The sequence below is a fragment of the Thermococcus camini genome, from assembly GCF_904067545.1.
In the GTDB taxonomy this organism is placed as follows: Archaea; Methanobacteriota_B; Thermococci; order Thermococcales; family Thermococcaceae; genus Thermococcus; species Thermococcus camini.
This window is the reverse complement of sequence record NZ_LR881183.1, coordinates 234412-247008: the sequence shown is the minus strand read 5'-3', so window position 1 is coordinate 247008 and position 12597 is coordinate 234412. Positions and strand designations below refer to the sequence as shown.

Sequence of the window (12597 nt, the reverse complement as noted above, 5' to 3'; positions counted from 1 at the left end):
CGCTTTTTAAGGTTTATTTTTACATTAAAGCGGCAAATTTATAAGGGTAGAATCCAAATTGAACCCGGTGATGGCCGTGAAGGTTCTGGTGGTTATGGGAAGCAAAAGCGACTCCCATATCGCTGAGAAAGTAACCTCAATCCTTGACGAGTTCGGCGTTGAGTACGACGTCGACGTCGCTTCGGCCCACAGGAACCCGAAGAAGGTTGAGGAGCTGGCGAAGAAGGACTACGACGTCTTCATAGCAATAGCCGGCCTGAGCGCCGCTCTGCCAGGGGTCATTGCCGCCCACACGGTCAAGCCCGTGATAGGCGTCCCGGTCTCGGTCAAACTGAACGGCCTTGACGCGCTACTCAGCATAGCCCAGCTCCCGCCGGGCGTCCCAGTGGCAACGGTCGGCATAGACAACGGCAGGAACGCGGCTTTGCTCGCGATAGAAATCCTCGCTTTAAAGGACGAAAGCCTCAGGAGGAAGCTTGAAGAGTACAGGGAAAGGATGCGGGCATAAGCCCGCATCGAAACACGGGCTTATTCTACCCGCAACCTTATTTGAGCCGAAGCTCAATATTATTTTAGCCCACAATGTGGAACATTTCGGCCCTTTTAAATCTTTCCTTTTTCCATCGAACTGTAACAAAGTGTTAATTATAGCAGGTGCTTTCTCCTTTCGTAATCCTGTTGATGCCAGCCCGAACTCCGGGTTCTAAGCTCCACAGCGTGGGCAACCATCTCGGCACGTTTCTTCGCCTCGGCAACGTTCCTATCCCAGGCCAAAGCCACTCCAAGCCTCCTTCCGGGATAAGCCTCTGGCTTGCCGAAGAGCCTCACCGTCGCGTTCGGAACGCTCTGGGCCTTTACCAGACCGCGGAAGCGCGGGGAGTAGCCGGAAACGTTGGCCTTGATGACGTGGGTTGCGGCTGGAGTCATGAGAGGGAAGAGACGATAGCCGTCTACCCACTCGCCGGGAATCGGAAGACCGAGGACCGCCCTGAGATGCAGTCCGAACTCTGAGAAGCCGGTCGGGTGGGAGGCGAGGGTCACCATACCCGTGTCGTGGGGCCTCGGGGAGACCTCGTTGGCGTAAACTTTGTCCCCCTTCACGAACATCTCGACGCCGAAGAGGCCGAGGCCTCCAAGTACGTCGGTGATGCGCCTGGCTATCCTGTAGACCTCGCGTTCGGCCTTTTCTGAAATTTCGGTCGGCTGCCAGCTGGAATGATAGTCGCCGTCGATCTGGTAGTGGCCGACCGGCTTCGGGAAGGTCGTGACTATCTCCCCGTTCTCGTCGTAGTGTCTAACAGCTAACTCTGTAATCTCAACGTCGAAGTCTATGTGCTCCTCAACGATTATCTTGTCCGCACTACCGCGGGCTTTCTTCTTGGCCTCTTCCCAGGCCTTCGGAATATCCTTCGGCCCCTTGACGAAGTAGGAACCCTTTCCAGAGGAGCTCATTATGGCCTTGGTGTGGCAGGGGTAGCCTATCCTCTCGCAGGCCTCGTAGAGTTCGTCGAAAGTGGTGGCGTAGGCATATCTCGACGTTGGAACCTTTGCTTCCTTCGCGAGCGTCTCCCTAGTCCTCTCGCGGTGCATGGCTATCCACGTAGCCTTGGCGTTCGGAACGACGAAGTAACCGTCTTTTTCAAGCTCGAAGAGGGCATCTAAGTTAATCGCCTCGATCTCCGGTATTATTGCATCCGGCCTTTCGCGCTCGACGACGCTCCAGAGGAAGTCAGTCTTACGCATGTCTCCAACATAGGAGCGATGTGCAACCTGCATGGCCGGAGCGTTGGCGTATCTATCGACAGCCACAACTTCAACGCCGAGCCTCTGGGCCTCGATGGCTATCTCCTTTCCCAGCTCGCCGCTCCCGAGGAGGAGTATCTTTTGAGCGGAGTCCGTCATAGCGGTTCCGAGCTCGTCCCGGGGCTGGATCATTATCATCACCTCAAATTTTGACGTTAAAATGTTAAAAATTCATGATATTTAAGCCTTTTTAAGCATAAACATGGCAAAGCTTTTAAGCTCCCTGTGGAACTCTCTTCGGTGGTGTTCATGCTGACCTACGCCCAGGCGGGAGTTGATGACGAGAAAACTGTGAGGGCCCTCAGGGGAATCATAGGTCTCGCGAAGGAGACGTTCAGGTTCAGAAAAGGAAAGCTCGGCGAGCCGAGTGGAATAGGCCACTACGCGGCGCTGATGGATTTTCATGACTTTTACCTCGCCATGACGACCGATGGTGTTGGCACAAAAGTTCTGGTAGCGGAAGCCGTCGGCAAGTTCGACACGATAGGGATAGACATGATGGCAATGAACGTCAATGATTTGCTCTGCGTTGGGGCCGAGCCCGTAGCTCTTGTGGACTACCTCGCAGTCAGGGAGCCTGATGAGAGAGTTTTTGAAGAGATAGCCAAGGGTCTTTACGAAGGGGCGAGGCAGGCCGGAATAGCGATAGTCGGCGGGGAGACGGCAGTTATGCCAGACCTCATCAACGGCTTTGATTTAGCCGGAACGGCCATCGGAATAGTCGAGAAGGGGAAAGTCATAACGGGGGAGAAGATAAGACCCGGAGATGCAGTTATTGGTATAGCGAGTTCGGGAATCCACTCCAACGGCCTGACCCTTGCAAGGAAGCTTCTAATCCCTAAGTACGGCCTCGACTACGAGTACGAGGGCAGGAAACTCTGGGAGTGGCTTTTGGAGCCAACAAGGATTTACGTTAAAGCTGTACTCGACTTAATAGAGAGTGTCGAGGTTCACGGATTAGCGCACATAACGGGAGGTGGCCTGACCAACCTGAAGCGCCTCACGAACCACGGCTTTTCCCTTGAGATGCCACCCATCGAAGGGATATTCAGGCTGATCTATGAGAACGGCGTTCCGCTGGAGGAGATGTTCCGCGTTTTCAACATGGGCGTTGGCATGATAGCTGTAGTGTCGGCAGAGGAGAGAGAGGAAGCCCTGGAAATCCTTGGCAGGTATTTTGAGACTTTCGAGCTCGGGACAGTCACGGAAAAAGAGGGAATAGTTGTGAAGAACTACGGGATTGTTTATTAGGTTGTAACCATAATTTTTAAGTATTCTCAGGTCTTTATTTTAGCGTAGCTTGACAGTCCCCGATATGTGGGAGTTACTAAGCCCGAATGGGGACTGTTCAGCCCGAAGATGTGGGGAGTTTCCGTTCCCCCCGAAAGCTCTCCAATGAAGACTGGAGGAGGGAAGGTTAGCCGTAACGAGAATTACAAACGCAACTCACGGCTAACCAGAACGGTAAGGCTTTAAGCCCTCCCACCCCAACATTTCTCGGTGGTTCCATGGAGCTCACCGTAAAAAAGAAGGCATTCCTCGAGAACCTTCCGGCCGTCGTTGAGGAGGCCGTGAAGGAATACGGGCCCCGATTGAGAAAGATCGTTATCGAGGAAGACGCGAAGGGCTGCTACACCGTCTGGATAACTTACGAGTCCGAACGGCAAGCGTTTTAAGCCCCGGCCCGTTCCAGGTACCATGAAGCCGAGGCCCGTTCCCGAGAAAGCGATCCTGCTGGGAAAAGACCTGATAATAGCGGACCTCCACATAGGCTTCGAGAGGTCCATGGCCAGGGAGGGCAACTACTTTCCCAACCTCCTCGGGGGGCTTATCCAGGAAGTTCTGGCAGTTGTGAGAAGGGAAAGGCCGAAGAGGCTCATAATCGACGGCGACCTGAAGCACTCGTTCGTCCAGTTCAGGATGGAGCGGGAGGAACTGGGAAGATTCTTCGACGCCCTTGAGAGCGAAGTCGATGAGATAATAGTGATCAGGGGAAACCACGACCCGGGGATACTGTGGCTGAGGGAGAGGGGAGTTGAAATCGTGGACAGGTTGGAAGTAAGGGGATGGACCCTGGTCCACGGCCACAGGCTGGAGGAAGGAGAAAGGTTCATAATCGGCCACGAACACCCTGCGATAAGGCTGAGGGACGAAGTGGGGGCGAGCGTGAAGGTACCGGCTTTTCTGTGGGGCGAGAGGCTTATCGTCCTGCCTGCCTTCAGTCCCTGGGCCTACGGCAACGACGTGACGAGGGAGATAGTTTCGCCGTTCCTTCGGAAGTTCGACAGCTCAAAGCTGCGCGTGCTGGTGCCCGTCGAGGGGGAGCTCCTGGATTTCGGGGAGCTGGATAAATTGACGGAGACATTAAGAAAGCTAAGCACACTCTGAATTAATCCAAAAACTTAAGTCCCGGTTTCTTACCGATCCTATACCTCACAACGTAGCGACCGTGCTCGAAGTCGTCTTCCTCCGTCTCAAGAACCTCAACCGGCTCAAGCTCAAGGCCAAAATCGAGCGCCTCCCACTTGATGTCGTCGAAGTAGTCGTAAAGCCCGCAGGTGGCACAGAACGAGCCCTCGAACTCTATTACAACCTCGTCCCCTTTAAGTTCTAATACCCTCGCTTCGGCCTCGCTGCCGTGCAACCTGTTGAACTCCTCAATGACCTTCCTGAGGGTCTCACTCCCCCTGCGGCTCATAGTCCCACCGGCGGTAGTTCTCTCTTTGGACTTAAAAAGTTTGTTGGACTAACCGAATGGTTTAAAAACCAAATTGAAAATCCTGGGCTGATGACAGAGGGAAAAATTCGCTGGGCGAAGCGCGAGTACACTGATGAGGAGATATTCTCAATCCTGAGCGAGCCGGTTAGGGTGTGGTTCAGGCGGAAGTTTGGAACCTTTACACCACCACAGCGCTACGCTGTCATGGAGATTCACAAGGGCGAGAACGTTCTAATCTCCTCACCGACCGGTTCTGGAAAGACTCTCTCGGCCTTTCTCTCGGCGATAAACGAGCTGATACTTCTAGCCAAGGAGGGAAAGCTCGAGGATAAAATCTACGTCCTCTACGTTTCCCCGTTGAGGGCTTTGAACAACGACATCAAGAGGAACCTTGAGGGGCCTTTGGCGGAGATAAAAGAAGTTGCAAAGGAGTTGGGTTACGAAATCCCTGAGATAAGGGTCGGCATAAGGACGAGCGACACTTCAAGCTACGAGAAGAGCAAGATGGTGAGGAAGCCGCCGCATATTCTGATAACAACCCCTGAAAGCCTCGCCATAGCGCTCAACGCCCCAAAGTTCCGCGAGAGGCTAAAGACGGTCAAATACCTCATCATAGACGAGGTTCACGCTTTGGCGGAGAACAAGCGTGGCAGTCATTTGGCTTTGAGCGTTGAGCGCCTTCAAGAGATGGCCGAAGAAAAATTTGTGAGGATAGGCCTGAGCGCCACCATACATCCGCTTGAGGAGATAGCGAAGTTCGTCTTCGGCTTTGAAAACGGGGAGCCGAGGCCCGGACTTATAGTTGATGTCAGCTTCGCCAAGCAGACGGAAATAAAAGTTGAGAGCGTCGTTGAGGATTTGATTTACACTCCAGCTGGAGCGCTGAGCGAGGCCCTCTACAACCGTCTGGCAGAGCTGATTAGGGAGCACAGGACGACGCTCATCTTCACCAACACGAGGAGCGGTGCCGAGAGAGTTGCTTTCAACCTCAAAAAGCGCTTTCCGGAGTTTGAGGGCCTGATAGAGGCCCACCACTCCTCGCTGTCGAGGGAGGTTCGCCTGGACGTTGAGGAGAAGCTCAAGAGGGGCGAGCTTCGGGCGGTAATCAGCTCAACAAGCTTGGAGTTAGGTTTGGATATCGGAACTATTGACCTCGTGGTCTTAATCGGCTCACCCAAGAGCGTTAATAGAGCATTACAGAGAATTGGAAGGGCCGGCCACAGGCTCCACGAGGTCAGCAAAGGGGTTATTTTGGCGCTCGATCGCGATGATTTGGTGGAGGTTACAGTTTTAGCGCACAACGCCAGGAACAGGAGACTCGACAGGGTTAGAATCCCCGAGAACCCGCTCGACGTCCTCGTCCAGCACCTGCTCGGAATGGCCCTCAACAAGGTGTGGGAAGTGGGGGAAGCCTACAACCTCGTAAGGCGCGCTTATCCTTTCAGGAACCTGCCTTTTGAGGACTTCATGAGTGTTTTGAGGTATCTGGCAGGAGAATACGCTGGCCTGGAGGAGAGGAAGGTCTACGCGAAGATATGGCTTGAGGACGGGCGCTTTGGAAAGAGGGGCAAAATGACGAGGGCGATCTACTACATGAACGTCGGCACGATTCCAGATGAAGCAAAGATCAGGGTTTACACGATGGACAAGAAGCTGATAGGAACGGTTGAGGAGGAGTTTGCAGAGCGCTTAATGCCCGGCGACATCTTCGTCTTGGCCGGAAGAACCTATGAGTTCGTCAAGAGCAGGGGGAACAGGCTCTACGTTATTCCCCGCGAGGGTGCAAAGCCGACCATTCCTGCGTGGTTCTCGGAGATGCTCCCGCTCAGCTTCGACCTGGCCCTCGACATTCAGAGGTTTAGAAGGGAAGTCAAGGAACTTCTTCACCGGAGGGACGCGGTTAGGAGGCTCGTGCGGAAGTACGGGATAGACGAGAAGGCCACGAGAGCTATCATAGCTTACTTCCGCGAGCAGGCGAGGTATTCGGTGATCCCTGACGATGAGACACTCTTGGTCGAGTTCGTGCCCGGAAAGCGGAACCGCTACTTTTTCCACACCCTCATCGGGAGGAGAGCTAACGATGCCCTGAGCAGGGCCTTCGCCTACCTCGTGAGCAAGAGGAAGAACTGCAACGTCGGGATAGCGATAAACGACAACGGCTTCGCCTTACTCCTCCCCCCGGAGGTCGAGCTGAGCGAGGAAGAAATTAGGGAGCTTTTCGAGGTCGAGGACCTAAGGGAGACGTTAAAGCTGGCCCTGGACAACACCGAGCTTCTGAAGAGGCGCTTCCGCCACGTGGCCAACCGTGGATTGTTAATCCTCAGGCGCTACATCGGGAGGAGCAAGAGGCTCGGCAGGCAGCAGGTGATGGCAGTTTCCCTCCTCAGGGTCCTCAAGGAGAACCACCCAGACTTCCCGCTCCTGAAGGAGGTCTACCGCGAGATTATGGAGGACAAGATGGACGTTGAGAGCGCTGAAACCTTCCTGAGCTGGGTCGGGGAGGGCAGAGTAAAGGTTGTCTTCGAGACCCACAGCGTGCCAAGTCCCTTCGCCTTCAACCTTGAGGTAATAGGCTCGAGCGACGTTGTCCTGATGGAGGACAGAAGGGAGCTTATCAAGACTCTGCATAGAAAAATAATGGCAATGATAGGGGAGGCTCAGGAAGTGCCGGCCAAGCGCTCGTAGAGCTCCTCATAAGCGTTTATCAGGTCGCCCTTATCGAAGCGGAAGACGTCCTTGTCAAGGCTCTTTCCAGTTCTCGCGTCCCAGAAGCGGCAGGTGTCGGGGCTTATCTCGTCGCCGAGTAGAATCTCACCCCTCCCGTTCTTTCCGAACTCCAGCTTGAAATCCACGAGGATTATCCCGCGCTGAGCAAAGTACTCCCTGAGAATCTCGTTTACTCTAAGAGCTATGCGCTCCATCTCCCTTATCTCACCCTCGCTTATCCCGAGAACCTTTGCGTGGTAGTAGTTTATCATAGGATCCCCAAGGCTGTCGTCCTTGTAGTAGAGCTCGACTATCGGCTCCGGCAATTCGGTTCCCCCCTCAAGGGGGAGGCGCTTCTTCAAACTGCCGGCGACAACGTTCCTGACGACCACCTCGAGCGGGTACATCTTGAGCCGCTCAACGATGAGGCGGTTATCCCCGGCAACCCCGATGAAGTGGGTCTTAACGCCTTTCTCCTCGAGAACCCTGAAGAGAACCGCGCTGATCTGGGCATTGAGCCACCCCTTGCCCCTGAACCGAGCCTTTTTCCTGCCGTCAAAGGCGGTAGCATCGTCCTTGAACTCCATAATGGCCTTTCCATCGTCGAGGGGGATTACCTTCTTGGCCTTGCCTTCGTAAACTTCCACGTTAATCACCAATTTTATGTAAAAACTTGCGCACTTTTAAGGATTTTTTTGCCTGAAAAATGTTAAAAGATGGGCAAAGCTTTTAAGCACGAATCCCTAAATTTGGCCAGCTTAACATGAGGTTATTGACATCCAAAAGTCAATCGGTGGTGGCGATGCGCGAGAAGTGCGGCGTCTTTGCAGCGGTTACCGAGAATGCTCCGAAAAAAGCCTACTACGCACTCATAGCCCTGCAGCACCGCGGTCAAGAAAGCGCGGGGATAAGCGCCTGGAAGCATAAGATAAGAACAATAGCCCGCAGGGGGCTCGTTTCGGAGGTCTTCAGGAACGGCGAGATGGCGAAGCTAAAATCCAAGATGGTAATAGCCCATGTCCGCTACTCCACATCAGGCTCCCTCACGGAGACCCAGCCGCTGGAGACAGGCTGCTGCGGAAAGAGCATCGCGATAGCCCACAACGGAACCCTCACGAATTTCCTCCCCCTCAGGCGGCACTACGAACGGCTGGGGGTTAAGTTCAGGCACTCGGTGGACTCTGAGCTTCTGGGGATTTCATTCCTCTGGCACCTCCACGAGACCGGCGACGAGTTCGAGGCCATGAAAACCCTCTTTGAGGAAGTTAAGGGGGCCTACTCGGTCGCCTTCCTGTTCGACGGGAAGATACTTGTTGCGAGGGACCCGGTCGGCTTCAGGCCGCTGAGCTACGGAAGTGGAGACGGTCATTATTTCGCCTCGGAGGATTCCGCGTTGAGACTATTCGTCCAGGATATAAGAGACGTTCAGCCCGGGGAGGTCTTTCTCCTCTCGGAAGACGGGGTCGAGAGCAAGGTTCTGGCCAGGGAGAGCCACCATCACTGCGTTTTCGAGTACATATACTTCGCCCGCCCGGACAGCACGATAGACGGTGTAAACGTCTATACATCCCGGGTAAAGATGGGGGAGGAACTGGCAAGGGAAAGCCCTGCCAACGGAGACGTCGTCATAGCAGTGCCGGACTCAGGAAGGGCTTCCGCTTTGGGCTTCTCCAGGGTCAGCGGGATTCCCTACTCTGAGGGCCTCATAAAGAACCGCTACATCGGGAGGACGTTCATAACCCCCGGCCAGTTCTACCGCGAGCTGAAGGTTAAGCTCAAGCTCTCGCCGGTGAGAGAAGTCATCGAGGGAAAGAGCGTCGTGCTGGTTGATGACTCAATCGTCAGGGGAACGACGATGAGAAGAATAGTCACTCTTCTGAGAAACGCTGGGGCTAAAGAGGTGCACGTGAGGATCGCCTCCCCTCCGATAAGGTACCCGTGCTATATGGGGGTGGACATTCCTACCAGGCACGAGCTCATAGCGGCCTTTGGGAGCGTCGAGAAGGTGAGGGAATCAATAGGGGCCGACAGCCTGGCTTACCTCAGCATAGAGGGGCTGAAAAAAGCCGTCGGGAGGAGAGACCTCTGCCTTGCATGCCTTACCGGGGAGTATCCGGAGTGGGCGTTCAGGCTTTAATCAATGCCAAAAGTCCTTTTGAGGATATTTTTAACTTCCTGGGGCTTTTGGGGCGTTAACTTGGCTATTCTTTTGATTACAAGAGACTTCTCCACGGTGAAAACTGAGGAGCAGTCGATAAAGCTTTTCTTCTTTAACCTTCCACTCAGAAGGTCGTCCTGAGTTAGCTCAACCTGGAACTCCTTGAAATGGGATTTGCTCGTGATCTTCAGCACCACAAGGTCATTACTTATGGAGTTCAGCTCGTCGGAACTCACCACTAAAACCGGCCGGAGTTTGCTTCCAAGATAGTCGGTGAAAGGAAGCTTCAGAAGAACTATATCGCCCTGGTTAAATTTCAAAGAGCTCCTCGGCATCCTCTCCCTCCCTGAGGAGCTTTAGATATCCAATCTCCTTGAGGGCGTCTTTCTCTTCAATCTTCTCTATCCTTATCAGGAGCTTCGCGCCCTGGGGGATGTTGAGCTTTTCGAGGGGAATTATAACATCCCCTCTATACACGGCAACTATCACTTTGGACATAGTTAAAGATTGGAGAAGAAACTCTTAAACGTTAGCCTCTTTCGAGCTTCCTCACCCTGCACGCAGAGAACTTGAGCTCCGGCGTTCCGGCTTTGTTCAGGGCAGGGCTCGTTATTTTGTTCGCCTTGAAGTGGAAGGGAACCGCAACCACTCCGGAGGGAATACCGCCGAGCTTGGCCCTCATTCTAATCTTCCCGCGCCTAGTCTCGATCTCAACCCAGTCGCCGTCGTGGATTCCAAGCCTCTCCGCGTCGCTTCTGTTTATCAGCACCCTGGGCTCTCCCATCAGTCTGACGAGCGAGGGACTCCTGAGGGTCATTTCACCTGTGTTGTAGTGGCTTATCAGCCTGATTGTCGTAAGTATGAAGGGGTACTCGTAGTCCGGCCTCTCCCACGGTTGAACCTGTTCCACAGCGATGAACCTGGCCTTTCCGTCTGGAGTTGAGAACTCCCAGGTGTGGAGCCTCTTCCTCGGAAGGAATATGCCGTCGCCGTTTTTGAGCTCCTCAATGCTCCTCTCCTCCAGCGAAGGGAAGAGGCGGAAGTACTCGGCGGTGATCTCTTCAACGCTTGAATAGTCAAAACCGGGCAGACCGAGAGCCCTGCCGAGCATGGTCAGTATTTCCCAGTCGGGCTTCGAATCACCCCCCGGCTCGCAGACCTTGTGGCTCCACTGAATTCTCCTCTCGCTGTTCATGTACGAGCCTTCCTTCTCGCAGAAGGCACTCGCAGGAAGAATGTAGTGGGCGTATCTCGCTGTGCGCGTCATAAAGATGTCCTGAACGACGAGGAGATCGAGCTTTCTGAGGGCGTTTCTTACCCCGAGGAAGTCCGCTTCACTGACGGCAGGGTTTTCCCCGACTATGTAGAGCGCCTTTACATCGCCCTTCTCAATGGCCTCCCAGAGCTCCGTGAGGTAGAGCCCGCGCTCCGTCGGGAGGTCTTCCACGCCCCATATCTTTGCCACACGCTTTCTAAAGCGCTCGTCGGTCAGCGGGACGTAGCCAGGTAAAAATTCACTCAGCGCTCCCATGTATGCCGCTCCCTGAACGTTGTTCTGGCCTCGCATTGGATAGAGACCACCCTTCTCGCCGATATAACCGAGGAGCAGGGCAAGGTCTATAATCGCTAAAACGTTCTCAACGCCAGAAACGTGCTGGGTAAGCCCCATCCCCCACATTATCGCGCCGCTTCCGGCTAAGGCAAAGGTTCTCGCAACTTCTCTGATCGTTTCGGCGGGAATTCCGGTTACCTTCTCCGCGTACTCCGGAGTGTACTTTCTCACAGCCATCCTTACCTTGGAGAAGCCGGCGGTTCTGGTCTTTATGAACTCCTCGTCGTAGAGCTCGTCCAGGATTATGACGTTCATAACCGCGTTTGCGAGGGCTATGTCGGTCCCCGGACGGATGATCAGCTTATAGTCCGCGAAGGCCATCGTTCTGGTTTCCCTGACGTCGACGACGATTATTTTAGCACCTTTCCTCCTGGCCTTCAGGATGTAGTCCATGACAACTGGATGGGTTTCAGCAGGGTTGTAGCCCCAGATGAGTATGGCATTAAACCCCTCCAGGTCTTCATACGGGTTGGTCTGCGCCCCAGCTCCAAGGGTCATCTTGAGAGCGTGAACGCTCGCCTCGTGGCATAGCCTTGCGCAGTTGTCTATGTTGTTCGTGCCGAAAAGCCTCGCGATCTTTTGCAAAAGGTAGTTCTCCTCGTTGCTGACCTTGGATGAGGCTATGAACGCCACAGCGTCTGGACCGTACAGCTCGCGGATTTCGAGGAGCTTACCCTCTATCTCCTCGATGGCCTGCCCCCAGCTTATCGGTCTTATCTTAGAGCCCTCGCGCTTAAGGGGACGCTTGAGCCTGTCCCCGGAAAGAACGAACTCCGTCGCGTGGAGACCCTTGGGGCAGAGCTTGCCCCTGTTGGGTTCACCTTGGTACGGTTTGACTCTCATCGTCGTGGGATCAACGAGAAGCCTGCAGCCAAAGCCGCAGTAGGGACACACGACCGTCTTGGGCTCGCTCACGCTACCACCGATAAACATATACACGGCAAGAATAAAAAGATTTCCGGAAGAAATTGATGAAAAAATGTTCAAGTTAGAGGGCCTTCTTCAGGAAGTATTCATGAACTCTGGTATCAGAGGTCAGCTCCGGGTGAAACTCAAGGCCGATGATGTTGTCCCCCTCGACGCCAACAACCCTATCGCCGAGCCAAGCTATCGGCCGGACTTTATCGTTCAGGAGTTTGACTATGCGGGGCGCGCGAATGAAAACCCCTGGGAACGGCTCGTCGCTGAAGGCCAGCTTTATTGGAGCCTCGAAGCTGTCCACCTGCCTGCCGTAGGCGTTTCTATTAACGCGAACGTCGAGAAGCTTGAGGAACCTCTGCTCCGGAGTGGCACCGATTACCTCCTTCGAGAGCATTATCAAACCTGCGCAGGTTCCCATTATCGGCAAACCTTCCTCGCCGAGCTTCCTCACGGGCTCAAGGAGACCGTTCTTCACCATGAGCCTTGAGATGGTCGTGCTCTCACCGCCGGGGATTATGATTGCGGAGATTCCCTCCAGCTGCCCCTGCTTCCTGAGCCAGATGACCTCGCCGGAAACCCCGAGGTTCTCCAAAGCCCTCTTGCTTGCCTCGATGTGCTCGCTGACGTCGCCCTGAAGGCCTATAACGCCTACCTTAACCATTTCCACCACCTCATTGA

The 12597-nt window shown here is 54.3% G+C and carries 13 protein-coding genes; 6 read left to right on the top strand and 7 right to left on the bottom strand.

Annotation, left to right across the window (positions count from 1 at the left end):
• Positions 1-76 precede the first annotated feature (76 nt).
• Positions 77-508, top strand: coding sequence for a 5-(carboxyamino)imidazole ribonucleotide mutase (gene purE / locus TIRI35C_RS01145; RefSeq protein WP_188202916.1), 432 nt, complete (start codon positions 77-79; stop codon positions 506-508).
• A 137-nt stretch (positions 509-645) separates the two neighbouring features.
• On the opposite strand, the gene purT is transcribed toward purE, so the two are convergent.
• Entirely contained in the window at positions 646-1935 is a 1290-nt protein-coding gene (gene purT / locus TIRI35C_RS01140) for a phosphoribosylglycinamide formyltransferase 2 (RefSeq protein ID WP_188202915.1), read from the bottom strand.
• A 117-nt stretch (positions 1936-2052) separates the two neighbouring features.
• On the opposite strand from purT, the gene purM reads away from it, so the two are divergent.
• The 3 genes from purM (at position 2053) to TIRI35C_RS01125 (ending at position 4191) form a co-directional block, all read left to right on the top strand.
• On the top strand, positions 2053-3054 hold the full coding sequence (purM, locus tag TIRI35C_RS01135; protein ID WP_188202914.1) for a phosphoribosylformylglycinamidine cyclo-ligase: 1002 nt from the start codon (positions 2053-2055) through the stop codon (positions 3052-3054).
• Positions 3055-3311: 257 nt separating this feature from the next.
• Positions 3312-3479 carry a hypothetical protein gene (locus TIRI35C_RS01130; protein ID WP_188201433.1) on the top strand — a complete coding sequence of 56 codons (168 nt, stop codon included), beginning with the start codon at positions 3312-3314 and terminating at the stop codon, positions 3477-3479.
• 22 nt (positions 3480-3501) lie between these two features.
• Positions 3502-4191 carry a metallophosphoesterase gene (locus tag TIRI35C_RS01125; RefSeq protein ID WP_188201432.1) on the top strand — a complete coding sequence of 230 codons (690 nt, stop codon included), beginning with the start codon at positions 3502-3504 and terminating at the stop codon, positions 4189-4191.
• Between the two features lies 1 nt (position 4192).
• Here TIRI35C_RS01125 and TIRI35C_RS01120 read toward each other — a convergent pair whose 3' ends face one another.
• The gene (locus TIRI35C_RS01120) at positions 4193-4501 is read right to left on the bottom strand and encodes a hypothetical protein (RefSeq protein ID WP_188201431.1); all 309 of its coding nucleotides are present in this window, start codon (positions 4499-4501) and stop codon (positions 4193-4195) included.
• 90 nt (positions 4502-4591) lie between these two features.
• Here TIRI35C_RS01120 and TIRI35C_RS01115 point away from each other — a divergent pair, with 90 nt between their 5' ends.
• Positions 4592-7207, top strand: a complete 2616-nt coding sequence (locus TIRI35C_RS01115; RefSeq protein ID WP_188201430.1) for an ATP-dependent helicase — start codon at positions 4592-4594, stop codon at positions 7205-7207.
• On the opposite strand, the gene purC is transcribed toward TIRI35C_RS01115, so the two are convergent.
• Positions 7180-7875, bottom strand: a complete 696-nt coding sequence (gene purC, locus TIRI35C_RS01110) for a phosphoribosylaminoimidazolesuccinocarboxamide synthase (RefSeq protein WP_188202913.1) — start codon at positions 7873-7875, stop codon at positions 7180-7182. The genes TIRI35C_RS01115 and purC overlap by 28 nt on opposite strands.
• 155 nt (positions 7876-8030) lie before the next feature.
• Here purC and purF point away from each other — a divergent pair, with 155 nt between their 5' ends.
• The gene (gene purF / locus TIRI35C_RS01105; protein ID WP_188202912.1) at positions 8031-9365 is read left to right on the top strand and encodes an amidophosphoribosyltransferase; all 1335 of its coding nucleotides are present in this window, start codon (positions 8031-8033) and stop codon (positions 9363-9365) included.
• On the opposite strand, the gene TIRI35C_RS01100 is transcribed toward purF, so the two are convergent.
• The 4 genes from TIRI35C_RS01100 to pdxT are packed head-to-tail and all read right to left on the bottom strand — an operon-like array spanning position 9362 to position 12580.
• Positions 9362-9721 carry a type II toxin-antitoxin system PemK/MazF family toxin gene (locus TIRI35C_RS01100; protein ID WP_188201429.1) on the bottom strand — a complete coding sequence of 120 codons (360 nt, stop codon included), beginning with the start codon at positions 9719-9721 and terminating at the stop codon, positions 9362-9364. The genes purF and TIRI35C_RS01100 overlap by 4 nt on opposite strands.
• Positions 9696-9884 carry an antitoxin family protein gene (locus TIRI35C_RS01095; protein WP_188201428.1) on the bottom strand — a complete coding sequence of 63 codons (189 nt, stop codon included), beginning with the start codon at positions 9882-9884 and terminating at the stop codon, positions 9696-9698. The genes TIRI35C_RS01100 and TIRI35C_RS01095 overlap by 26 nt, the downstream gene beginning before the upstream one ends.
• A gap of 31 nt (positions 9885-9915) precedes the next feature.
• A complete protein-coding gene (gene fdhF / locus TIRI35C_RS01090; RefSeq protein WP_188202911.1) occupies positions 9916-11931 on the bottom strand; it encodes a formate dehydrogenase subunit alpha in 2016 nt (671 codons plus the stop codon).
• A gap of 55 nt (positions 11932-11986) precedes the next feature.
• The gene (gene pdxT, locus TIRI35C_RS01085) at positions 11987-12580 is read right to left on the bottom strand and encodes a pyridoxal 5'-phosphate synthase glutaminase subunit PdxT (protein ID WP_188202910.1); all 594 of its coding nucleotides are present in this window, start codon (positions 12578-12580) and stop codon (positions 11987-11989) included.
• Between the last annotated feature and the right edge of the window lie 17 nt (positions 12581-12597).